Consider the following 20,924-nt stretch of genomic DNA (forward strand, 5'->3'; position numbering starts at 1 on the left):
GCGCTATGCAGCACACCGTTGATTTCAATGACCGCATGCTTTCTCTGGGTCTTGCCCGTGTTTCCGAGGCGGCAGCGATGGCATCGGCCGATCTGGTCGGACGCGGCGATGAAAAGGCCGCCGATCAGGCCGCGGTCAACGCGATGCGCGAACAGCTGAACAAGCTGGACATCGCCGGCGTCGTTGTCATCGGCGAGGGTGAGCGCGACGAGGCCCCGATGCTCTATATCGGCGAAGAGGTCGGCACCGGCTCCGGCCCCGCCGTGGACATCGCTCTGGACCCGCTTGAGGGCACGACCCTGACGGCCAAGGACATGCCCAACGCCCTGACCGTGATCGCCATGGCCCCGCGCGGCACGCTGCTGCACGCGCCCGACGTGTACATGGACAAACTGGCAATCGGTCCGGGCTATCCGACCGATGTGGTGTCGCTGGACATGACGCCGGCGGAACGTGTGAACGCCCTTGCCGCCGCGCGCGGCTGCGCCCCCAGCGCGATCACCGTCTGTGTTCTGGAACGCCCGCGCCATCAGGACATGATTGACGAATTGCGTGGCACCGGCGCGGCGATCCGCCTGATCACCGATGGCGACGTGGCCGGTGTCATCCACTGTGCCGAGGCGCATCTGACCGGCATCGACATGTATATGGGGTCCGGCGGCGCACCCGAGGGTGTTCTGGCGGCCTCGGCCCTGAAATGCATGGGCGGTCAGATGTGGGGCCGTCTGTTGTTCCGCAATGACGACGAACGTGGCCGCGCCACCAAGGCCGGTATCACCGATTTCGACAAGATCTACACCCGCGATGAAATGGTCACCAACGACGTGATCTTTGCCGCGACGGGTGTCACGGACGGCTCGATCCTGCAGGGGATCAAGCGTGAGCCGACCCACCTGACCACGGAAACGATCCTGATGCGGTCGAAAACCGGCTCGGTGCGGCGCATGATCTATCGCAACCCGATCAACCGCTGAGTTCGGACAGGGCGCGCAGCGATGTGCGCCCGTCTTGTTTGCGATGACTGACACGCCCGCCCGCCCCGCATTTCTGAACGTATCCACCTCGGCCACGGGGCGGCGCTGGATCGGGCCGAGCGCCGAGGACGACCGACAGGCGGAGGCGCTTGAACAGGCGACCGGCCTGCCCCCTGCGTTGTGTCGTGTGTTGGCCCGTCGGGGCGTGCCTGCGCAAGAGGCCGAGTTGTTCCTTGCCCCCGCCCTGCGCGATTTGCTGCCCGATCCGCGCAGCCTGCGCGATATGGACAAGGCCACCGCGCGCTTCCTTGAGGCCGTCGAGAAACGCCAGCGCATTGCGATTTTCGCCGATTACGACGTGGATGGCGGATCGTCCGGCGCGCTGTTGATTTGCTGGCTGCGGGACATGGGCCTGCCCGCGACTCTCTATATTCCCGACCGCATTGATGAGGGATACGGCCCCAATGACGCGGCGATGTCTGCCCTTGCCCGCGACCACGACCTGATCATCTGTGTGGACTGCGGCACCCTTAGCCACGGGCCGATTGCCGCCGCCGTGGGCGCCGATGTGATCGTTCTGGACCACCACCTTGGCGGCGAGACCCTGCCGCCCGCGCTGGCCGTGGTGAACCCCAACCGACAGGACGAAACCGGCGATCTGGCGCATCTTTGTGCCGCCGGTGTGGTATTCCTGATGCTGGTTGAGGCGGGCCGCCTCCTGCGTGAGGCGGGGCACAAGGGTCCCGACCTGTTGTCACTGCTGGATCTTGTCGCGCTGGCCACCGTGGCCGATGTGGCGCCCCTGATCGGGGTGAATCGCGCCTTGGTGCGTCAGGGTCTTACCGTGATGGCGCGCCGCAACCGCCCCGGTCTGGTGGCGCTGGCCGATGTTGCGCGCATGGACACCGCGCCGACGCCCTATCACCTTGGGTTCCTGTTGGGTCCGCGGATCAACGCCGGTGGCCGGATCGGTCAGGCCGACCTTGGCGCGCGGTTGCTGTCGACCGTCGATCCGCATGAGGCGGGCGCGTTGGCCGAACGTCTGGATCAGTTGAACACCGAACGCCGCGATGTGGAAAACGCCGTGCGCGCAGCGGCCGTGGATCAGGCGACCGAGCGCGGTCTGGACGCGCCCCTTGTCTGGGCGGCGGGCGAGGGTTGGCATCCGGGCGTGGTCGGTATCGTCGCCTCGCGCCTGAAAGAGGCCAGCAACCGCCCCGCCATCGTCATCGGGTTCGACGGGGATGAGGGCAAGGGATCGGGCCGCTCTGTATCCGGCATCGACCTTGGCGCGGCGATCCAACGGCTGGCCTCCGAGGGTCTGTTGATTAAGGGCGGCGGGCATAAAATGGCCGCCGGTCTGACCGTGGCGCGCGACAAATTGGAACCCGCGATGGCGCGCCTGGCCGAGCTGTTGGCCAAACAGGGCGCGGCGGATCTGGGTCCTGCCGATTTGCGTCTGGACGGGGTGTTGATGCCCGGTGCGGCGACGGTTGAGTTGATCGAGCAGATCGAAAAGGCAGGTCCCTTTGGGGCCGGCGCCCCCGCGCCGCGGTTTGCCTTTCCTGATGTGCAGATCGCCTTTGCCAAACGGGTCGGGGAATCACATCTCAAGATCAGTTTCAGCGACGGGATCGGTCCGCGCATTGACGCGATCGCATTTGGCGCGTTTGACACGGACCTTGGCCCGATGTTGGAAAAGCACGGCGGGATGCGGTTTCACCTCGCCGGACGCCTTGAAATCAACAGTTGGGGCGGGCGTCAGCGCCCCCAACTGCGGCTTGAGGATGCGGCGCCGGTTAGTTAATTTTGGCCCCCTCGCATAAAGGCGCGAATTTTTCTGAAAACCCTCTTGCGCAGTCGCCGCAATTTCCCTAATTACCGCGTCACGCCACGGTATGGCCCGTTCGTCTATCGGTTAGGACGCCAGGTTTTCAACCTGGAAAGAGGGGTTCGATTCCCCTACGGGCTGCCATTTTGGACCACGGCGTGAAACGTGTGGCCCGTTCGTCTATCGGTTAGGACGCCAGGTTTTCAACCTGGAAAGAGGGGTTCGATTCCCCTACGGGCTGCCATTTTGGACCACGGCGTGAAACGTGTGGCCCGTTCGTCTATCGGTTAGGACGCCAGGTTTTCAACCTGGAAAGAGGGGTTCGATTCCCCTACGGGCTGCCATTTTGGACCACGGCGTGAAACGTGTGGCCCGTTCGTCTATCGGTTAGGACGCCAGGTTTTCAACCTGGAAAGAGGGGTTCGATTCCCCTACGGGCTGCCACTTTTCCCTTAAAGTTCTGACACCTACCCGCGCCATCAGGCGGTTTGGCGCGTGTCGTCCTCTTGGCCGATTTCGGCCATGCGGAAACAGCCCTTACCGGCGTCTTTGGCCGCATAGAGGGCCACATCCGCGTCATGCAGCAACTGATCAATCGCGGGAAAGCGATAGGACCGGCTGGTCGTCGCACCGATACTGCCCGAGATTTTGCACAGGGTGCCGTCAAACGGGATCGGCTCTTCAAGACGCGCAATAATCCGGTCAGACAGGATTTTCAGGACCTTGGGGTCGCTCTCGCCCTCAAGGACGACGACAAATTCGTCCCCACCCGCCCGCGCGGCAATGTCGTGACCCCGCGTTTCATCGGTCAGGATCTCCCCCACACGGCGCAGAACCTCATCGCCCGCCGCATGGCCCATCGTGTCGTTGACCGTCTTGAAGAAATCCAGATCGATATGCAGAACACTGAACACCGCGCGTTTCGCGATCAGCGCCTCTAGCGCTAGGTTCAGACCACGACGATTGCGCAGCCCCGTCAGCATATCGGTCAACGCCTGTTCCTGCGCCTTGCTGCGCGCCGCGCTCAGGCGGGAATTGAGGCGCATCGCCTCGCCCATCACCGCATTCTTGGCCTCAACCAGATAGAGCAATTCAACCGCCAGATCGGTCGAGGCGAAATCGCGTTGGGTCAGTCCGAATTGGCGCACCGCATCCACGATCGAAATCCCCAGCGACAGGTTGATAAACACCCCCTGCCCGCCGCCCAGCGCAATCGCCTCGCCCTTCAAGGCACAGCGCGCGCCGTTGCGCGGATAGAGGCGGACCTTTTGGCGCGGCACATAGCCCGCCAGCAGTTTTTCCAGACCATCCGCCGGATGACGCACATCAAACAGGTCGTGCAGGGCCCGCCCGACCATGTCCTCATCGGCGAAAATCTTGGCCAAGGTCGGACCGGTTGAACGCACAACCCCGTTCCCGTCCAAAACCATGTGCATGGGCATCAGGGCGGCCAATGCCCCGCCATTCAGTTCAATCGCATCACTCATCGTACCACCGCCAATTCGAATTCCCGTCCGGCGGAATGGGCGTCGTCAAACAGGGTGATTTCGATGGCATCGGGCCGTGTGTCGGAAAAATCCATCATCGCCAGCACCCCGTAATCATCGGCCATGGCCCGCAACACACCGACGACAACCGCTGCACACCCCGGGATCGTCCAGCCACAATCGAGAACAAAACTGTTTGGACCCGCGCTGTGCAGATGCAGGACCGGTAAATCCAGATCATCGACGGCAAGGCGGGCCCGGTCGCGCAGGTCGTCCAATGAAAACAGAAAATCCCGAAAGTCCTGCCCGCCAAAGCGCAGCAATCGTCGCAAGGCCTCGGACGAGGGGCCGGACACCAGAAACGCGCCGGTGTCTTCCAATATCGCATCGCGCGAGGTGTTCAGGTGCGCCATTGCCGCCGACAACAGGCGTTCGGTCAGGGCGTCGTCATATTGCGCGAACGCCTCAATCCCGTCGGGCGTGACCCCGGCCTGTGTTGCGACAGCATCCCATGCGTCGGGGCCATGTGCCCCGATAACGAACGCCTGAATGGCCTTGTTGACCAAACCGTGCATCCCCATCCCTCCAGTAAGATGGGATCAGCCTAGCGTGTAAAACGTTAACAATTCCCCAACCCATTAAGGAATGATCAGGATCACCATATCCCCGACCTTGATCCCCGGATAGGTCAGTGGAACCGCCCCCGCGCCGGCCTGAATGTATTGATCGAATAGGTCGCCTGTAGGATCGGAAACCGAGGGACGGTTGGCCAAAGCAGACCCATTGCGTTCGGATGAGACATCTGTAGAGGACACTTTATCACCGGTCCAGTACACTAGAAGGTCGACAAAACGACCGGACCCGTCCTGATACAGAACATGTGTGATCAGGCACCCCGCATGTCCGGCTGGCGAAGACAGCTTACAGGCGCGCGAAACAACCTCGCGTCTAAGATACGCGCCTGTGTTGTCGATGAAATCAAAATAGTCGCTCTCGGTCGGGGCATAGTCCGCGGCGAACCCATAGCGCGGGATGGCCTCAAACATCTCGCGTGTGAACACGTCGGTCGTCGGTCTGGCAAATTTATCGTTCGACAGATAGTTGCGGACAGAGGGGCTTATCTCGGGATGATCAAGCGCGACGAGTTGATCAAGGGCCGTCCTGCCCGCAACGCCCCACTCATTGCGCATATCGAACAGTTCGGCCCAATCGGGGTCTTCGCCCTCCGCGATGATGCGGGCGATCTTATCGCGGGTCGAAATGGCCTCGGGGTTGATCACGGGGGTCAGGGTCAGCGCGGCAAGCACGCCCACCACCGGCGCCATCACCGTATTGGTCCGCCGGATGCGCGCCATCCAGTCCCCCCGCCGCACAACCGACACCGCATAGAACGCGCCATAGGAAAGCGCGATCAGGCTGGCCACAGCGGCATAGATGCGCGCGGGGCTGAACCCGTGCTGATCAATCCTGAGCCACAGGGCATAGCTTGCCACCCCAGCAAGGATCACCACGAACAGGGCCAACAGACGCACCGCGTTGCGCATCAGGGGGTTGTGGACCGCCTGTTCCGCACCGCAATCCAGACCGATACTGACCAAGGTCGTCGCGACCATCGCCGCCAACAGGGCCGTTGTCGCCGCCGAGCCCCAAGGCGCACCGGACAGGCCGTTGATCGGCAAAAACAGCGCAAACAACCCGATAATGACCAGCGCGGGCAGGATAAACACCCGCAACAGGCGCAGCACCAGCGCGGCGGAAAGCACTTCTGACAGCTCATTCAAAATCGCCGCCGACAGCCCAACCGCCGCCCCCGAGATCAGCCACGGCACGGCAGGCAGGTTCAGAAACTGGTTCAGAAAGGTCAGTTGCACCGTCACCAACAACTGGTTCGCCAGAATAATCGCCAGCCACATCAGGCCGACGAAGACCCCGCCGCTGGCCACGCGCACGATGACGTCCCATGAATGGGTGAACAGGCCCTGATAGTTCCAGAAACTGCCATCCACCTCACGCGCCATAACGAACGGAATGGGCAACAGACCAACGATCAGAAAGGCAAAGACCGGCATAATCGTTTCGAGGTACTCCTCAACCTCGACAAATCTTAGCGATCCCCATGTCAGTAGGCCCGCCGCAACCGCACCGATCACGACCGCATAGGGCACCGACCGGCGCAGGGGCACGGCCCCCGCCGTCACCAGAATGGCGGTAAACCCGATCCCCCAAAGCGCGCCTACGAACAGGTGCAGACGCTCGGCCCCTTCGAATACATCCGTGGAAAAGAGATTATAACCGCCGAGCCCCGCCAGCAGACCCACCAAGGTCAGGATCACGCGGGTTTTCACGGTGGGGGACAGATTGGGCATGGGGCACCTACAGTATAACTCGTTTTTCAGGGCGATCAGGCGGGCGCGGCCAGCCCGATCAAACCGGGAACCGCGCCGATATCGGGCGCAATCGCATCTGCATAGGGCCGCAACTCTTCCGCGATGGCAACACCTGTTAACACGCCCAGCGTGTTCACCCCCGCCGCGCGTCCCGCCATCAGGTCATGCAAACTGTCGCCGACCATCAGGATATGACGCGGGTCGATGCCCATCGCCGCGGCAAAGGCATTGATCTGACCCGGTTCGGGTTTCGCGCCATAGCCACTGTCGCAGCCCGCCACGAAATCGAACCGCTCTAGCACGCCCTCGGCCATCAGATGCGCGCGGGCGGGGGCCTCACCATCATTGGTGATAACGCCGACGCGGATGCCCGCCGCCCGCAAGTGATCCAGCAGCGGCGCCAAGGGCACGGCGGGTTGCAACGGCGCATGGGCGGCCTGTTCATTCATATGGGCAATCAGATCGCCGCGCGCCCAATCGGGTAACAGCGGCAACAGCCCCCCCGCGATTTCCCCGGGCGTGCCCGCGATCACGGGGCTGTCGGGCGCATAGGTGGCGGTGTCCACGTCAAACCCGATGGCCGTGCCGAGCGCGCGCGCCCGTTCGGATTCCCCACCGGCCAGTCCGGTCAAAAACCGCTGGGCCCACGCCGCCCATGTTGCGTGAAAATCGAACAGCGTTCCGTCCTTGTCGAACGCCACGGCGCGTATGTCCTGCATAGCCCCTCCTCTTTCGGTTCCAAGATGTGTCAGTGCGCCGCACAAACGCAACCCTTATCGGCTTGGCTGTTGACAGACGTAAGACACATAAGAGAAACAGCCCCGATGGCAGAAAACACCACATACCGCCTGCATGACAGCTTGGGCTATTACATGTCGCTGACCTCGCGGATGCAGGAACGGCGGCTGGACGACTGGCTGCGCCCGCTGGGTCTGACGCGGATCACGTGGTGTATCCTGTTGGCCGTCGAGAACGAGGGCCTGAGCCGCCCGTCGGAAATCGCCGATTTCGTCGGGATTGACCGCACCGCCACCTCGCGCGCGCTGCGCCAGATGGAAGAGGCCGGGTTGATCAGCCGCGCCAGTGCGCGCGACGACCGGCGCATGACCGATGTCCGCCTGTCCGATCTGGGACGGGATCTGATGACACGGGCAACCCCGCTGGCCGAAGAAAACAACCGCATCGCCGCCGCCCGCCTGAGCAGCGAAGAGCGCGACGAACTGGTCCGTTTGTTGGCCAAGTCGATTGAAGGTGCCGAGCTCGGCCTTAACAAGTTGTGAAGCGCCCGTGATCAGGTCCAGTGTGTCTGGGCCCCACCCGGCAGAGCCATCCGCGCCTGCATCGGGGTCTCATAAGACAACGCGTTGGCGTCGCAAAACGCCACGACCCACGCATCGTCCATACAGATGAAATCGAGCAAAGATCCAAGGAATTCAGGGTTTTCCGCCTGATTTCGCAGGTCATCCAGCGACGCCCCGCTGGACCCCAGAAACACCGGCAACAGCTCGTCATTGGTCACAAGCCACGACAGCGCCTGCAGGGCCACAGTTTCGGCGGTTTCTTGCCTCATGCATTGATTCCCAAAGCAACGTTAAAGGGTTTGTTAACCTTTATTGCCGAAGGTCTAAAGGATCAACGCATGGGGATTTCCAGAACGGAGGGATGCGAAATGCCGGGAACAATCCTGGTTCTAGATCCGGTCGCAACCAGTCGCATCGTCACCAAGGTGCGCCTGTCGCAGGCCTTTTACCACGTCGAACAGGCGTCGGACATTGAAACCGCTGTGGATATCGCCACGCGGGTTCATCCCGATCTTGTTTTGGCAAACATGGGGCAGGATGACACCATCCTTGCCCTTCCCGCACGGCTGCGCGCGATTGAGGGGCTGGGCACCCTTCCGGTCGTGTTCATGGGCGAAGAGCACGGGGGCGCGTTCACTCTGCGCGCATTGCGTGCTGGGGCCGATGACTATATCGCGCGGCCTTTTGACGAGGTGCAGTTGCTTGCGCGGGTGCGCAACCTGATCCGCATCGGGGATGTGGCGCGCGAATTGGACCTGCGCCATGACGTGTCCGATGTCGCCGGTTTTGGCGAGGCGGGCGCGGCGTTTACACCGCAAACCACCTGCGCCTTGATTTCCTATTCACCTGAGGCCGCGATGGCGTGGCGCAATGCGTTGGGACCGTTTCATATCGGGCGATTGATCATCGGGTCGCGCGCCGATGCGGTCGTACAGCGTCCGGATGGCACCCCGCCCGATGCGTTCGTGATCTCCGCCGATCTGGCCAGCAAGGGTGAGGGCCTGCGCCTTCTGTCCGAACTGCGCTCGGCCAGCGGCACGCGTAACGCGGCCATCATCATCGCGGTTGAGGACGGGGATACGAACACTGCCGCGCTGGCCTTGGACATGGGGGCAAATGACGTCATCACCATGCCCTTTGCGGCCGAGGAGCTGGCCCTGCGCCTACAGAAACATCTGACCCATAAACACCGCGCGGATCAGTTGCGCGATAACGTGGCACGCGGGTTGCGCCTTGCCTCGGTGGATCCGCTGACGGGGCTTTATAACCGGCGCTATGCCCTGCCCCATCTGGACCGGATCGCGCTTGAGGCACAGGCGAACGCCACCCCCTATGCGGTGATGGTTCTGGACATGGACCGGTTCAAACGGATCAACGACCAGTTCGGCCATTTTGTTGGGGATCAGGTGTTGGCGCATGTGGCCAAAACCCTGCGCCTGAACTTGCGCCCCGAGGATCTGATCGGGCGTCTGGGGGGCGAGGAATTCCTCGTCGCGCTGCCCGGTGTCACGCCAACAAAGGCCAATGTGGTCGCGACCCGCCTGTGCGAGGCGGTGCGCACCACGCCCGTCACCCTAAGCGACGGACCGGCCAACGCCCTGTTTGTGTCGATCAGTATCGGTCTGGCGACCAGTGCGCGCGGCCACCACGCCGCCAAGGAGATGATGCAAGAGGCCGACCTTGCCCTTTATGAGGCCAAGGCCGCCGGTCGCAACACCATCTCAACGCATAGTTTCGCCGCTTAGGCCCGTCCTACTTGCGGGGCGGGCCGCGACGCAGGACCCGTTCCAGGCGGTCCGCAAACTCTTCTCGCTCTTCGGCGCTCATCTCGGTCAGTTGCTCTAGCAAGACGCGGCTGACCAGATCGATCTGCTTTTGCACCCGCGCCTGTTGCTCGGCCATGATGGCGGCGGTCGCTGCGGGGTCATAGGGTTCGGCGCGAACAGCGTTCAAAAGGCGCTTGAAATCGGCCTTAACCGCCCGCCGGTTGTCGCGGATTTCGCCCTGTGCATCGACCAACCGCTCCAGCAGAACCTCACGGTCTTCTTCGGTCAGGGCACTGGTATAGGGGCCATAGCTTAGGATTTCGGACTTGGGCGGACGGCGGTCATGATCGCGCGGCCCGTGTTTCAGAACCGCCCCGATCACCAACCCTGCCACGGCCACATTCACCGCCAGCGAGATCACCAGCACAATGCGTGTCACCGAGAACCGTTTGCTCTTGGTGGGGGTGTCACCTGATGCGCTCATCCCTCGACCTCCGCGTAAAATCCATCCATCGACGGGATCAGATCAACCACGTCATAGCCTGTCCCGATCTCCAGCCCAAAGCCCGAGGTCACATTCCCGACCGGCCCCGGCGCGGCATATCCGATCGACACGCCCGTCACCGCCGCCGTCACCAGACCGGCCGCCGCGGGCCAACCGCCCAGCGCGGACAGGAACCGGCGCCATGCGGGGGCGCGGGACACGGGGGCAACGGCAACCTCGGCCACCGGCATATGCGCCAAGCCATCGTCCAGAACCCGCGCCAACAGATCGCTCGAGGGTTCGATCGACGTCTCTCGGGCCTCTTGGAACAAGAGATCAAGGTGGCTGTGGTCTTCTGTGTGCTTAACCATTGCTATACCCCAGTTCTTCGCGCTGATCGGACAATGCCGCCGCGAGGGCGCGCTTGCCCCGCGCGGTCAGACTTTCGACAGCCTCGACGCTGATGTCCAGAATCTCGGCAATTTCGGGGTTCGACAACCCCTCTATGTGGCGCAGGACCACGGCTTCGCGTTGACGATCCGGCAGCGTCGCCAACGCCTTGTCCAATGCGGCCATGCGCGTGGCCTGTTGCAGGCGCTCATCGGCGGCGGGTTGGTCGTCCTCAGGCTCGGGCACGGCGTCGATGTCCACCCCGCGCGTCCGGCGCAACCGGTCCGTGCACAGGTTCGTCACCACACGATAGAGCCACGTTGACACCTTGGCCTCGCCACTGCGCCAGTCGGGTGCCATCTTCCACAGGCGCAGCATCGCCTCTTGGGTGACATCCTCGGCCTCGGCCCGATCCGTCAGAAGACGCGCCGCATAACCCAGAACGCGCGGCGTCAACCGCAGCGTCAGCGCCCGCGCCGCTGCCGGATCGCCCTGACCATACAGGTCCAAGAGCGTCTCGTCCGACATCTCGTTCATCTGGTCCAGAGCCATATTCATCCCAAAACGGCGTAACCTGTTTCCTGCGTGCTCGCAATGGACTGCCCTGCCCCCTCACAGGGGCAGGACACCCGGTGTGAGGGCCTTAGTTGGCGCCCTTCTTTTTGAATTTGCCGCCCATTTCTGCGTGGGCTGCGTCAAATTCCTCTTGCGAGATCGCGCCGTCGCCATTGGCGTCAATCTTTTCAAACATCTGGGCCGGTTTCGGGTTGGCCGAGAGTTCCTCGAGGCTCAGCAGGCCGTCACCATCGGCATCCAGATTGGCGATCATCTTGGCCGCGCGGTCGCCACGGTTGCCGCCGTGCTCGCCACCATGTTTGCCGAACTTACCACCGCCAAAGCGTTTGCCCTCACCCTTTTCAGGGCCGGCGGCGTTCAGTTCATCGGCGGACAGGTTTCCGTCGCCATCGGTGTCGGCCGATTGAAACCGCTCCAACATCGGGGCCTGCATTTCCTCAACGCTGAGGACGCCATCGCCGTTGGTGTCCAGATCGGCAAAGGACATATGTCCGCCACCAAATCCACGGGCCGAGGCCGGAACCACGGTCGAGGCCAGCATCGCGCCAACGGTCAGGGCCGACAGGGTGCTCAAAAGGATCTTGCGTGTCATTCTTTGTTCTCCAGTGTACTCAAAAACTGTTCTTTTTGATCGCGATCTGGACATAGAACGGGGCAGTTCGGCGCTTCCGTCGAAAAAAGTTCAAACTTATTCAAAAAAACGAATTGCGACATTCCGGCGCAAGGACAATGCGCCCCCTATCACATTACGCCTTTGGTCCCATATAACGCTTGAATTGTTAACGTTAGCGCCGTAACCGGCGTGCCCGACCGAATAGGGATCAAATAGGGAATGCCGTCCATGACTTCGACCGACGAACGGGCTGTGAAACCTGCGCTGCTGCGCGGTTGGCGCCGGAAATGCCCGAACTGTGGCGCAGGCCCCATGCTCAGCGGCTATTTGACCGTGCGCGACAGTTGCCCCGTCTGTCATGAGGAACTGCACCATCACCGCGCCGATGACGGGCCTGCCTATCTGACCATTCTGGTGGTCGGGCACCTGATGGCGCCGTTCCTGCATTTCTCGTTTACCAAGTGGCAACCGGAACCTTTGGTTCTTGCGTCCACATTATCGGTTGGCTGTGTCGCGCTGGCGCTCTACCTTTTGCCCCGACTGAAAGGCGCAATTGTGGGGTTCCAATGGGCGAAACGGATGCACGGGTTCAAAGCCCAGAGCTAGACAAAAGCGCGCTGCGCGACGCCGCGACGGTGATCGTGCTGCGCGACCGCGACACCGCGCCCAAGGTCCTGATGGGCCAGCGCGGGTCCAAAGCGGCCTTTATGCCCAACAAATTCGTCTTTCCCGGCGGGGCGGTGGATGCGGACGATCACCGGATCGCGCTGAACACGCCGCTGCGCGAGGTTTGCGATGCGCGCCTGCGTCAGGCCTGTGCGCACTCCGCGCCCGACGCCATGGTGATCGCCGCTATTCGTGAACTGTGGGAAGAGACCGGTTTGATCCTTGGCCAGCGCGGCGATTGGCCTGCGCCCGTGCCCGCCGATTGGGTCGAATTTGCCGAACGCGGTTATGTCCCCGATCCGGGCGGCGCCTATTTCATCTTTCGCGCCATCACGCCCAAGGGCCGCCCGCGCCGGTTCGATGCGCGGTTTTTCTTGGTGGATGCGGACCGGATTGCCGGTGATCTGGATGATTTTTCCGGCGCGCAGGATGAGTTGTCCCATCTGCAATGGGTTCCCTTGGACCGCGCGCGGGAATTCGATTTGCCCTTTATCACCGAGGTGGTCTTGGGCGAGGTCAGCCAGATCCTGACCCGTGGGTTGCCGCCGCAATCGGTGCCGTTTTTCGACAACAGCACCGATCTGTCGCATTTCAAGCGGCTGGTCTAACCCCGATCAGAACGGCATCGGGTGGGCCTTGTGCACCGCCGCGATGTCGGCCAGCGCGTCCTCGGACAGGGTCACATCAACCGAGCCCAGCACCGTTTTCAACTGATCCAGCGAGGTCGCGCCGATGATCGGCACCACCGGAAACGGGCGCGACAGGACAAAGGCAATCGCCATCTGAACGGGGTCCAGACCGTGATCCTTGGCCACGCGCAGATAGGCCGATACGCTCTCCCACACTCGCGGGGTGATGCGCCCGCCCAGATCGGAAACGCGGCTGCGACGGGTGCCTTCGGGCGTGACATCGCCCGCGTATTTCCCACTGAGCAGACCCGCCGCCAGAGGCGTATAGGCCAACAGGGTCACGTCCTCATGCACGCCAAGTTCCGCCAGATCGAGGTCATAGAGACGGCAGAGCAACGAGTATTCGTTCTGGATGCTGACCGCGCGCGGGCCATAGCCCTCGTCCGACAGGCGCAGCCATTGTGCCATGCCCCATGTAGTTTCGTTCGAGGTGCCGAAATGGCGGATTTTACCGGCCGAGACCAGATCCTGTAGCGTGCCCAGAACCTCAATCATATGCTCGCGCGTGGTGGCGGTGTCCTGTCCCGAGGCGTCATAGGTCCAGTTCTGGCGGAAGTGATAGGAGCCGCGGTTGGGCCAGTGCAATTGATACACATCAATGTAATCGGTCTTTAGCCGCGTCAGGGATTGATCCACCGCCGTCAGGATCGTGTCGCGCGTAATCGGCGCGCCGTCACGGGTGGCCTTTTGGCCCTCACCGGTGATCTTGGTGGCAAGGATCACGTCCTCACGCCGACCGGTCTTGGCGAACCATTCGCCGATCACACGCTCGGTGTCGCCGACGGTTTCTTTGGAGATCGGAGCGACGGGGTACATCTCGGCGGTGTCGATGAAATTGACCCCTGCATCCAGCGCCATGTCGATCTGCGCGTGGCCCTCGTCCATGGTGTTCTGGCTGCCCCATGTCATCGACCCGAGGCACAGTTCGGACACCTGCAGGCCCGTACGGCCCAATGTGCGGAATTTCATATCTCTGCTTCCCTGTTAGGTTTGATCGAAAGGTAAACTCTGGCAGTCGGGGCACAACCCCCTGTCCCGAATTTTCCGCGCCGAACCCACGCATGGAAATTGAGAACAAAATAAGAACATGGTAATTTGCGGGGCATGAGCATCCCGTTGCTGAGTCGCACCCACGCCCACCGCCCTGCCCCCCATCTGACGGTGATGGGGCCTGTCGCGCTGACCCTTGGGCGGGTGCATGAGATCTGTGGCAGTGCGCGACGCACGCTGGCCCTGATGGCGGCGGCGGCGACCGAGGGGCCGGTGTTCTGGATCCAACTGGATTGGGCACCGGATCGTCTGTACCCCGACACGGTGGCCGCGTTCATCCCGCCCGGACGTCTGACCCATGTGCGCCCCCTGCACCCCACCGATTTGTTGTGGTGCATGGAGGAAACCCTGCGCTCTGGCGCGGTGCCCCTTGTGATTGCCGATCTGCCCGACCCGCCGGGTTTGACGCCCGTGCGCCGGTTGCATCTGGCGGCCGAGGCCGGTGCCGCCACGGGGCGCAGCCGTCCCATCGGTCTGATCCTGACCCCCGGTCAGGGCGGCGCGGCGGGGGTGGAGAGCCGTTGGCACATGGCCCCGCGTCACGGTGGCGAGCATAACATGTGGCGTCTGGACCGGCTGCGCGCGCGCACCGCGCCGCCCAAGACATGGCACCTGCACGCCACCGCCGATCCCGAAACCCTAAGCCCCGCGCACCCCCGCCCGATGGAGATCCGCGATGCGCCCTAGCCCTGTACACATGACATGTCGCCAAATACTGGCCAATCGCGCGGGGCTGCGCTAAACGGGGCGGGAAACCGGAACAGAAGGCCCCACCATGGCACGCATCCTGATCACCTCGGCACTGCCCTATATCAACGGCATCAAACACCTCGGGAACCTCGTCGGCTCACAGCTGCCGGCGGATTTGTACGCCCGTTACATGCGTCAGCGCGGCCATGAGGTCATGTTCATCTGTGCAACAGACGAACACGGCACGCCCGCCGAACTGGCCGCCGCGAAAACCGGCGAAGAGGTGGCCGATTACTGTGCGCGGATGCATGACGAACAGGCCGAACTGGCGCGGGGGTTCCGTCTGTCGTTTGACCACTATGGCCGCTCGTCCTCGGGGCGCAACCACGCCCTGACCCAGCATTTCGCGGGCAAGCTGGCCGAGAACGGGTATATTCAGGAAGTGTCGGAAAAGCAGGTCTATTCGAACGCCGATGGCCGTTTCCTGCCTGACCGCTATATCGAGGGCACCTGCCCCAACTGTGGCTATGACAAGGCCCGCGGGGATCAGTGTGAAAACTGCACCAAGCAGTTGGACCCCACCGATCTGATCGAGCCGCGCTCGGCGATTTCCGGTTCGACCGACCTTGAGGTGCGCGAGACCAAGCACCTTTACCTGCGCCAATCCGCCCTGAAAGGCGAGATCGACCAATGGATCGACGCACAGGACGGCTGGCCCGTGCTGACGACCTCGATCGCCAAGAAATGGCTGCATGATGGCGACGGGCTACAGGACCGTGGCATCACCCGCGACCTGAAATGGGGCGTGCCGGTGAAACGCGGCGATCAGGACTGGCCGGGCATGGAGGGCAAGGTCTTCTATGTCTGGTTCGACGCCCCCATCGAATATATCGGCGCGACTGCCGAATGGGCCGACGCCAACGGCAAAACCGACGCGGATTGGGAACGTTGGTGGCGCACGGACAAGGGCGCGGACGACGTGCGCTATGTTCAGTTCATGGGCAAGGACAACGTGCCGTTCCACACCCTGTCCTTCCCCGCGACGATCATGGGGTCGCGCGAGGACTGGAAGCTGGTCGATTACATCAAATCGTTCAACTATCTGAACTATGACGGCGGCCAGTTCTCGACGTCCCAAGGGCGCGGCGTGTTCATGGATCAGGCCCTTGCGATCCTGCCCGCCGACTACTGGCGTTGGTGGCTGCTCTCGCATGCGCCCGAAAGCAGCGATAGCGAATTCACGTGGGAAAACTTCCAAGCCAGCGTGAACAAGGACCTTGCCGACGTTCTGGGCAACTTTGCCAGCCGCGTCACGAAATTCTGCCGCTCCAAGTTCGGCGAAGTCGTGCCCGAGGGCGGCGATATCGCAACCGACGCCAATCTGGATAAACTGGCGGGCTTTGACGCGAAACTGGCCGAATACGTCGCCAACATGGAGGCGATGGAGGTGCGCAAGGCCGCAACCGCGCTGCGCGCTCTGTGGGCGATGGGCAACGAGTGGCTGCAAGAGGCGGCCCCGTGGACCGCATTCAAGGAAAACCCCGATCAGGCCGCCGCCATCGTGCGCGTCGCACTGAACCTGATCCGTGCCTATGGTGTTTTGTCGATGCCGTTCATCCCCGATGCCTCGGGCGCGATGCTGGGTGCGATGAAGACCGACAATGCCGAATGGCCCACCGATCTGAACAGCGCCCTGTCCGCCCTGCCCGCCGGTCATGCGTTCGAGGTGCCCGAGAACCTGTTCCGCAAGATCACGGATGACGAACGCGAAGAATGGCAGGCCCAGTTCGCGGGCGTGCGCCAATAACAAAACGCCCCGCGCGATCACAGCGCGCGGGGCGCCTCCGTCAGACCGGTTTACGGTGACGGATCATAACCACCACAAACAGCAGCATCGACAGCACCGCCAAGATCGACCCGATTTTGGCCAAGGCCTCCCCCTGTTCGGAAATGGCCCGCGCGATACCCGGGATCAGAACAACCACCGATACGATCGCCAGACCGAAATGCGCACTGCCCAGTTTGGACGCCGCCGCCGACGGGACCAGCGCGTAATAGGTCCCGAAAACCGCCATCGCCACGAACCCGATCAGGTTTAGGTGCCCGTGCGCCGGTGACAGGCTGTGATCGCCCGTGGCCGACATCTGAATGCCCCAAACCATACCGCACAGCGCGAAAATTCCTGCGGCCAGATAGAACCGCGTTGCTAGTGTATTCATCCCTGAAACTCCCTTGTTCCCTTAATCCAACGGCGGACCGGTGAATGTCATGTTGTGCCGTTCCCCCGATTCAACGATCGACGGCATGTCGTCTGGAATGGCGAACTTGCCCGCCGCCATATCCGCAAAAAAACCCTCAAACCCGCCAGGCGTCAGGATCACCAAATGGCGGCAAGGCTGATCGCCGACCGGTTGAAAGGTGTGTTCTTTGCCGCGCGGAATGAATGCCGATTGCCCCGCATTCAACAGCTGTTCCTCGCCCTCGATCCAGACGCGGCAGGCCCCCGTCAGGATCACAAATGTCTCGTCTTCGGCGTGGTGGATGTGGCGCGGCGGGCCGCTGCCAACGGGGGAGGTGCTGTCGACAATCGACATCGCGCCGCCCGTGTCACTGGTTGAAAGAATGGTTTTATATGTGACGCCCAACCACTCAAGCGTCTCTGGCTGTCCCTCTAGCTGCGCCATGGCTTCCCCTACTTTTTACCCTGAACAAACGACCAAAGGCCGTTGACCCAACTTTAGTTCACAGTAACGTTATCAAACAAATTCGTATTCCAGATAAAGGATATCGAGCGCATGAATTTCGCGACCTTTGATCTGAACCTGCTCAGGGTACTGGACGCGCTGTTCATTGAGGGATCAACGGTCAAGGCCGGTGCGCGGCTGGGTCTATCGCAGTCGGCGGTGTCCTCGGCCCTCTCGCGGATGCGGCACGCGTTGGACGATCCGCTGTTTCTGCGTCAGGGTAATCGACTTGTGCCGACAGACTATGCCCGTGGCCTACAGGGACCGTTGCGGGAGGAACTCTCGCGGCTGGAAACACTGCTCGCCCCGCCCCGCGCCTTTGATCCCGCGACGGCGGAGGGGACGTTCAAAATCTCGGCCTCGGATTTCATGGCGGAAATGCTGATGCCGCAATTGGGTAGCCTGCTTTATGAAACCGCGCCGAACATCCGCGCACAGTTGGTCGATCTGGTGCCCGACGATTACATCGGCAGCCTCGAGCGCTATGACGCCGATCTGGCCCTGATCCCCGACGCCCCCATCCCCAGCTGGATCAGCCGCGAGGCCCTATTCCTGTCGCCGTTTGTGGTGATCGCACGGCGCAGCAATCCGCGTGTCGCCCATATCGACGAGGGCGATGTGATGCCGATGGACCTGTTTTGCGATCTGCACCACGTGCTGTTTTCGCCCGAGGGGCGGCTGGCCTCGCTGGGGGATCGCTCCTTGGCCCGCGTCGGGCGTCAGCGTCACGTGGCCATGACGGTACAGGTCTTTTCCGGCGTGTGCCGCGTGGTGCGGGGCAGCGACCTGATCGCGCTGATCCCTGCGCAATTGGCGCATGAGGTGCGTACCGCCTATGACCTGCGCCTGTTTGAACCGCCCATGCCCGTTGATCCCGCCCTGATCGTCGGCATCTGGCACAAGCGGTCCGACAATGACCCGATGGCCCATTGGGTGCGGCAACAGATCTTTGACCTGTTGCGCGCCTTGGACATGCGGGATTAGGCCACTTCGCGCGAGAAGGCGATCACGGCCCCTTGGTCCCCGCCAAACGCCTGCATCTGATCCTCGGCCCAGTTGCGGATGTCCAGCTTGCGCACCATTTCGCGGTTCAGGCGCATCCGGCCACGGCGTTCGTCCTTGGGCAGGTCCAGCGCGTATTCAATCGCCCCGTCCATGGATTTGTGCGAAAACGGGTTGGTCGGCACCGCAGTCGCCAGTTCGACCGCCGCCCCCGCAAATTCCGACAGGACCAGCACCCCGTCCTCATCCGTGCGGGCCGCGCAATATTCCTTGCATACCAAGTTCATCCCGTCGGCCAGCGGCGTAATCCACGCCACATCCGCCGCGCGGTAATAGGCCACCAGTTGATCAAACGGCACAGGCCGCGAGATCAGCGCGATCGGCTGCCAGTCAAACGAGCCATAGCGCCCGTTGATGCGACCGGCCATTTGTTCCAGATCCTGCTGAATTTCCTCATAGGCGGTCATGTTGGAATTGGCCGCCACGGACACATGCATCAAACGTACCTTGCCACGTAGATCGGGGCGGCTTTCCAACAGACGCTCATAGCTGGCCAATTGTTCGATGCCGCCCTTGGTGTAATCCGTGCGCCCGACCGACAGGATCAATTGACCATCGCCAATTTCCTGTTTGATCTGCTCGACCTTGGCCGCCGTGGCGTCCGATTTGGACAGGGTTTCGATATAGTCCACATCGACGCCCACGGGACTGCTCTGAAGGCGGATTTTGCGCCCCTCATAGCCCAGTTCGGTGACGACGGATTGCTCGGACAGGGCGGATGTTTCCGCCTTCATCTCGGGTTTGACCTTTTCACGCTGCAAGGTTTCCACGTCCAAAAGGGACCGCGCGGCAGAGACGAAATTGTTCGCATAACGCGGGATGTGGAAGCCGACCACGTCGCAACACAGCAGGCTTTCCAAAATCTCTTTGCGCCACGGCAGCACGTTGAAAATATCCGCATTCGGAAACGGCGTGTGGTGGAAGAAACTGATCTTCACATCAGGGCGCAGCGTGCGCAGATACCCCGGCACCAGCCACAGGTTATAATCATGCACCCAGATCACCGCACCCGGCGCGGCCTCGGCGGCGGCGGCCTCGGCAAAGGCCCAGTTCACCTCACGAAAGGTCGGCCAATCGACGGGGTCATAGTTATAGCGCTCTTTGAACCCGTGCAGGATCGGCCAGAACGCCTCTTTGGAGGAGACGTGATAAAAGCTCTGGACCTGCTCGGCGGTCAGCGGCAGGCGCGACACGGTATAGGCGCCGTGCTGATCCTCGATCTCGATCACCTGTTCGAAATCGGGATTGGCGGGATCATCGGCCTGTTTCCACGCGATCCACGCGCCCTTGTCCACGCGGCCAAAAAAGCTCTTGAGCGTGGGAACAATGCCGTTGGGGCTTTTGTTTTCGCGGTATTCGATTTTGCCATCGACCTCGACCTCTTCGTAAGGTTGACGGTGGTAAACAATCACAAGGTTCGAAGACATGGGTTAGACTCCTTTCGGGATGTCATGCAGGTTCATCGCGTCAATCGCCTCAAGGATGCCGGCGGCACCGTGGGCACGGGCGTGATAGACGCGGGGATGATCGTCGATTTGCGCCAACAGGGGCGGCTCGGAATTGCCCACCGCCACGGCGGGCAGGCCTGAGATCAGCATCGACAGATCGTTCAATGTGTCGCCTGCGCAGAGCACCGTTTCGGGGGGAATCCCCAGATGCGCGATCAGGCGGGTGATCGACGGCCCCTTGGACACCCCACGGGGCAGCACGTCGAAATAGCGGTTGTCCGAAATCAGCCAGTCCAGCCCCAGATCGGTCACGATCTCTTCGGCGCGGCAATCATAGATGTCGGGGTTCAGGTCATAGCTGATCCGGTGGCGAAATTCGGTCGGTTGACGTGTCAGGCCACGATGGCCGTCCAACGCGGCCTCAACCCGCGCGCCCGCATTGTCCCAGCGCAGGGCGATATCGGCCTCCAGCGCGGGGATGGGCGCGATGGTGCCGTCGGCGCGCACCTTGGCAATCGTGGTGCCAACGTCACCGACCACGTACTCGGGCCACGGCAGACCACGGTCGCGGCACATCTCGATGATGAACGCGGGATCGCGACCGGTGACAAAGATCAAACCGATGCTATCGCGGTTCTGTTCGATCCAATCGTAAAGCGTGCTGCGTTCGGCCTCGGTCCCGCCAAGAAAGGTGCCATCCAGATCGGTGGCCAATGTCATGCGCCGCCCCGAAATCGGGGGGCGTGTTTGGGTGTAATGGGTCATG

23 protein-coding genes and 4 tRNA genes are annotated in these 20,924 nt (G+C 62.2%); 13 read left to right on the top strand and 14 right to left on the bottom strand.

The genetic code is table 11. The annotated features are described in order from the left end of the window. Positions 1-5 precede the first annotated feature (5 nt). The 6 genes from glpX (at position 6) to R1W00_RS02420 (ending at position 3,249) form a co-directional block, all read left to right on the top strand. Positions 6-974, top strand: coding sequence for a class II fructose-bisphosphatase (glpX, locus tag R1W00_RS02395; protein ID WP_317261116.1), 969 nt, complete (start codon positions 6-8; stop codon positions 972-974). A 43-nt stretch (positions 975-1,017) separates the two neighbouring features. Further along, complete coding sequence (gene recJ, locus R1W00_RS02400; protein WP_317261117.1) at positions 1,018-2,781, top strand: single-stranded-DNA-specific exonuclease RecJ; 1,764 nt, start codon at positions 1,018-1,020, stop codon at positions 2,779-2,781. Between the two features lie 93 nt (positions 2,782-2,874). After that, positions 2,875-2,949: transfer RNA gene (locus R1W00_RS02405), tRNA-Glu, on the top strand. A 25-nt stretch (positions 2,950-2,974) separates the two neighbouring features. Beyond that, positions 2,975-3,049 (top strand) — tRNA-Glu (locus R1W00_RS02410). Positions 3,050-3,074: 25 nt separating this feature from the next. Further along, positions 3,075-3,149, top strand: a tRNA-Glu gene (locus R1W00_RS02415). 25 nt (positions 3,150-3,174) lie between these two features. Continuing rightward, positions 3,175-3,249, top strand: a tRNA-Glu gene (locus R1W00_RS02420). Between the two features lie 35 nt (positions 3,250-3,284). Here R1W00_RS02420 and R1W00_RS02425 read toward each other — a convergent pair. The 4 genes from R1W00_RS02425 to R1W00_RS02440 all read right to left on the bottom strand — a co-directional run bounded on the left by R1W00_RS02425 (position 3,285) and on the right by R1W00_RS02440 (position 7,398). After that, complete coding sequence (locus tag R1W00_RS02425) at positions 3,285-4,292, bottom strand: diguanylate cyclase (protein WP_317261118.1); 1,008 nt, start codon at positions 4,290-4,292, stop codon at positions 3,285-3,287. Beyond that, entirely contained in the window at positions 4,289-4,867 is a 579-nt protein-coding gene (locus tag R1W00_RS02430; RefSeq protein WP_317261119.1) for a heme NO-binding domain-containing protein, read from the bottom strand. The genes R1W00_RS02425 and R1W00_RS02430 overlap by 4 nt, the downstream gene beginning before the upstream one ends. A 63-nt stretch (positions 4,868-4,930) precedes the next feature. Then, positions 4,931-6,658, bottom strand: coding sequence for a DUF4153 domain-containing protein (locus tag R1W00_RS02435; protein ID WP_317261120.1), 1,728 nt, complete (start codon positions 6,656-6,658; stop codon positions 4,931-4,933). A gap of 35 nt (positions 6,659-6,693) precedes the next feature. Continuing rightward, positions 6,694-7,398, bottom strand: coding sequence for an HAD family hydrolase (locus R1W00_RS02440; RefSeq protein ID WP_317261121.1), 705 nt, complete (start codon positions 7,396-7,398; stop codon positions 6,694-6,696). 105 nt (positions 7,399-7,503) lie between these two features. Here R1W00_RS02440 and R1W00_RS02445 point away from each other — a divergent pair, with 105 nt between their 5' ends. Then, positions 7,504-7,959 (top strand): MarR family winged helix-turn-helix transcriptional regulator, encoded by a 456-nt coding sequence (locus R1W00_RS02445; RefSeq protein ID WP_317261122.1) that lies wholly within the window; start codon positions 7,504-7,506, stop codon positions 7,957-7,959. Positions 7,960-7,970: 11 nt separating this feature from the next. Here the strand turns inward: R1W00_RS02445 and R1W00_RS02450 are convergent, their stop codons facing one another. Next, complete coding sequence (locus R1W00_RS02450; protein ID WP_317261123.1) at positions 7,971-8,249, bottom strand: DUF3572 domain-containing protein; 279 nt, start codon at positions 8,247-8,249, stop codon at positions 7,971-7,973. A gap of 99 nt (positions 8,250-8,348) precedes the next feature. Between R1W00_RS02450 and R1W00_RS02455 the strand changes: the two genes are divergently transcribed. After that, on the top strand, positions 8,349-9,725 hold the full coding sequence (locus tag R1W00_RS02455) for a diguanylate cyclase domain-containing protein (protein ID WP_317261124.1): 1,377 nt from the start codon (positions 8,349-8,351) through the stop codon (positions 9,723-9,725). Positions 9,726-9,732: 7 nt separating this feature from the next. Here the strand turns inward: R1W00_RS02455 and R1W00_RS02460 are convergent, their stop codons facing one another. From R1W00_RS02460 to R1W00_RS02475, 4 genes are all read right to left on the bottom strand, one after another. After that, entirely contained in the window at positions 9,733-10,230 is a 498-nt protein-coding gene (locus R1W00_RS02460) for a periplasmic heavy metal sensor (RefSeq protein ID WP_317261125.1), read from the bottom strand. Then, positions 10,227-10,601 (bottom strand): dihydroorotate dehydrogenase, encoded by a 375-nt coding sequence (locus tag R1W00_RS02465; protein WP_317261126.1) that lies wholly within the window; start codon positions 10,599-10,601, stop codon positions 10,227-10,229. Before R1W00_RS02465 ends, R1W00_RS02460 begins: the two co-directional genes overlap by 4 nt. Beyond that, a complete protein-coding gene (locus tag R1W00_RS02470; RefSeq protein WP_317261127.1) occupies positions 10,594-11,178 on the bottom strand; it encodes an RNA polymerase sigma factor in 585 nt (194 codons plus the stop codon). The genes R1W00_RS02465 and R1W00_RS02470 overlap by 8 nt, the downstream gene beginning before the upstream one ends. An 85-nt stretch (positions 11,179-11,263) precedes the next feature. Then, positions 11,264-11,788, bottom strand: a complete 525-nt coding sequence (locus R1W00_RS02475; RefSeq protein ID WP_317261128.1) for an EF-hand domain-containing protein — start codon at positions 11,786-11,788, stop codon at positions 11,264-11,266. A 249-nt stretch (positions 11,789-12,037) separates the two neighbouring features. Here R1W00_RS02475 and R1W00_RS02480 point away from each other — a divergent pair, with 249 nt between their 5' ends. Together R1W00_RS02480 and R1W00_RS02485 are read left to right on the top strand one after the other, a co-directional pair. Next, positions 12,038-12,415 carry a DUF983 domain-containing protein gene (locus R1W00_RS02480; protein ID WP_317261129.1) on the top strand — a complete coding sequence of 126 codons (378 nt, stop codon included), beginning with the start codon at positions 12,038-12,040 and terminating at the stop codon, positions 12,413-12,415. Then, entirely contained in the window at positions 12,376-13,083 is a 708-nt protein-coding gene (locus R1W00_RS02485; protein WP_317261130.1) for an NUDIX hydrolase, read from the top strand. Before R1W00_RS02480 ends, R1W00_RS02485 begins: the two co-directional genes overlap by 40 nt. Before the next feature lie 6 nt (positions 13,084-13,089). Here R1W00_RS02485 and R1W00_RS02490 read toward each other — a convergent pair whose 3' ends face one another. Next, positions 13,090-14,133: an aldo/keto reductase gene (locus R1W00_RS02490; RefSeq protein WP_317261131.1), complete on the bottom strand. Its 1,044-nt coding sequence runs from the start codon at positions 14,131-14,133 to the stop codon at positions 13,090-13,092. A 135-nt stretch (positions 14,134-14,268) separates the two neighbouring features. On the opposite strand from R1W00_RS02490, the gene R1W00_RS02495 reads away from it, so the two are divergent. Both R1W00_RS02495 and metG read left to right on the top strand, forming a co-directional pair. After that, complete coding sequence (locus R1W00_RS02495; RefSeq protein ID WP_317261132.1) at positions 14,269-14,901, top strand: hypothetical protein; 633 nt, start codon at positions 14,269-14,271, stop codon at positions 14,899-14,901. Between the two features lie 88 nt (positions 14,902-14,989). Beyond that, a complete protein-coding gene (gene metG, locus R1W00_RS02500; protein ID WP_317261133.1) occupies positions 14,990-16,711 on the top strand; it encodes a methionine--tRNA ligase in 1,722 nt (573 codons plus the stop codon). Between the two features lie 40 nt (positions 16,712-16,751). On the opposite strand, the gene R1W00_RS02505 is transcribed toward metG, so the two are convergent. Next, positions 16,752-17,123 carry a hypothetical protein gene (locus tag R1W00_RS02505; protein WP_317261134.1) on the bottom strand — a complete coding sequence of 124 codons (372 nt, stop codon included), beginning with the start codon at positions 17,121-17,123 and terminating at the stop codon, positions 16,752-16,754. Positions 17,124-17,144: 21 nt separating this feature from the next. After that, a complete protein-coding gene (locus tag R1W00_RS02510) occupies positions 17,145-17,588 on the bottom strand; it encodes a cupin domain-containing protein (RefSeq protein WP_317261135.1) in 444 nt (147 codons plus the stop codon). A 111-nt stretch (positions 17,589-17,699) separates the two neighbouring features. On the opposite strand from R1W00_RS02510, the gene R1W00_RS02515 reads away from it, so the two are divergent. Next, complete coding sequence (locus R1W00_RS02515; protein ID WP_317261136.1) at positions 17,700-18,632, top strand: LysR family transcriptional regulator; 933 nt, start codon at positions 17,700-17,702, stop codon at positions 18,630-18,632. Here R1W00_RS02515 and ggpS read toward each other — a convergent pair. Together ggpS and R1W00_RS02525 are read right to left on the bottom strand one after the other, a co-directional pair. Next, positions 18,629-20,137, bottom strand: coding sequence for a glucosylglycerol-phosphate synthase (gene ggpS / locus R1W00_RS02520; protein WP_317261137.1), 1,509 nt, complete (start codon positions 20,135-20,137; stop codon positions 18,629-18,631). The two genes, R1W00_RS02515 and ggpS, sit on opposite strands and share 4 nt — an antisense overlap. A gap of 3 nt (positions 20,138-20,140) precedes the next feature. After that, complete coding sequence (locus R1W00_RS02525) at positions 20,141-20,923, bottom strand: HAD-IIB family hydrolase (protein WP_317261138.1); 783 nt, start codon at positions 20,921-20,923, stop codon at positions 20,141-20,143. Position 20,924: the final 1 nt, after the last annotated feature.

This window comes from Rhodovulum sp. FJ3 (assembly GCF_032918305.1).
Classification (GTDB): Bacteria; Pseudomonadota; Alphaproteobacteria; order Rhodobacterales; family Rhodobacteraceae; genus SAT37.

Coding starts and splice junctions, on each gene's coding strand:
- glpX (WP_317261116.1), top strand. CDS start 6: ATGCAGCACACCGTTGATTTCAATGACCGCATGCTTTCTCTGGGTCTT.
- recJ (WP_317261117.1), top strand. CDS start 1,018: ATGACTGACACGCCCGCCCGCCCCGCATTTCTGAACGTATCCACCTCG.
- R1W00_RS02425 (WP_317261118.1), bottom strand. CDS start 4,292: ATGAGTGATGCGATTGAACTGAATGGCGGGGCATTGGCCGCCCTGATG.
- R1W00_RS02430 (WP_317261119.1), bottom strand. CDS start 4,867: ATGCACGGTTTGGTCAACAAGGCCATTCAGGCGTTCGTTATCGGGGCA.
- R1W00_RS02435 (WP_317261120.1), bottom strand. CDS start 6,658: ATGCCCAATCTGTCCCCCACCGTGAAAACCCGCGTGATCCTGACCTTG.
- R1W00_RS02440 (WP_317261121.1), bottom strand. CDS start 7,398: ATGCAGGACATACGCGCCGTGGCGTTCGACAAGGACGGAACGCTGTTC.
- R1W00_RS02445 (WP_317261122.1), top strand. CDS start 7,504: ATGGCAGAAAACACCACATACCGCCTGCATGACAGCTTGGGCTATTAC.
- R1W00_RS02450 (WP_317261123.1), bottom strand. CDS start 8,249: ATGAGGCAAGAAACCGCCGAAACTGTGGCCCTGCAGGCGCTGTCGTGG.
- R1W00_RS02455 (WP_317261124.1), top strand. CDS start 8,349: ATGCCGGGAACAATCCTGGTTCTAGATCCGGTCGCAACCAGTCGCATC.
- R1W00_RS02460 (WP_317261125.1), bottom strand. CDS start 10,230: ATGAGCGCATCAGGTGACACCCCCACCAAGAGCAAACGGTTCTCGGTG.
- R1W00_RS02465 (WP_317261126.1), bottom strand. CDS start 10,601: ATGGTTAAGCACACAGAAGACCACAGCCACCTTGATCTCTTGTTCCAA.
- R1W00_RS02470 (WP_317261127.1), bottom strand. CDS start 11,178: ATGAATATGGCTCTGGACCAGATGAACGAGATGTCGGACGAGACGCTC.
- R1W00_RS02475 (WP_317261128.1), bottom strand. CDS start 11,788: ATGACACGCAAGATCCTTTTGAGCACCCTGTCGGCCCTGACCGTTGGC.
- R1W00_RS02480 (WP_317261129.1), top strand. CDS start 12,038: ATGACTTCGACCGACGAACGGGCTGTGAAACCTGCGCTGCTGCGCGGT.
- R1W00_RS02485 (WP_317261130.1), top strand. CDS start 12,376: ATGGGCGAAACGGATGCACGGGTTCAAAGCCCAGAGCTAGACAAAAGC.
- R1W00_RS02490 (WP_317261131.1), bottom strand. CDS start 14,133: ATGAAATTCCGCACATTGGGCCGTACGGGCCTGCAGGTGTCCGAACTG.
- R1W00_RS02495 (WP_317261132.1), top strand. CDS start 14,269: ATGAGCATCCCGTTGCTGAGTCGCACCCACGCCCACCGCCCTGCCCCC.
- metG (WP_317261133.1), top strand. CDS start 14,990: ATGGCACGCATCCTGATCACCTCGGCACTGCCCTATATCAACGGCATC.
- R1W00_RS02505 (WP_317261134.1), bottom strand. CDS start 17,123: ATGAATACACTAGCAACGCGGTTCTATCTGGCCGCAGGAATTTTCGCG.
- R1W00_RS02510 (WP_317261135.1), bottom strand. CDS start 17,588: ATGGCGCAGCTAGAGGGACAGCCAGAGACGCTTGAGTGGTTGGGCGTC.
- R1W00_RS02515 (WP_317261136.1), top strand. CDS start 17,700: ATGAATTTCGCGACCTTTGATCTGAACCTGCTCAGGGTACTGGACGCG.
- ggpS (WP_317261137.1), bottom strand. CDS start 20,137: ATGTCTTCGAACCTTGTGATTGTTTACCACCGTCAACCTTACGAAGAG.
- R1W00_RS02525 (WP_317261138.1), bottom strand. CDS start 20,923: ATGACCCATTACACCCAAACACGCCCCCCGATTTCGGGGCGGCGCATG.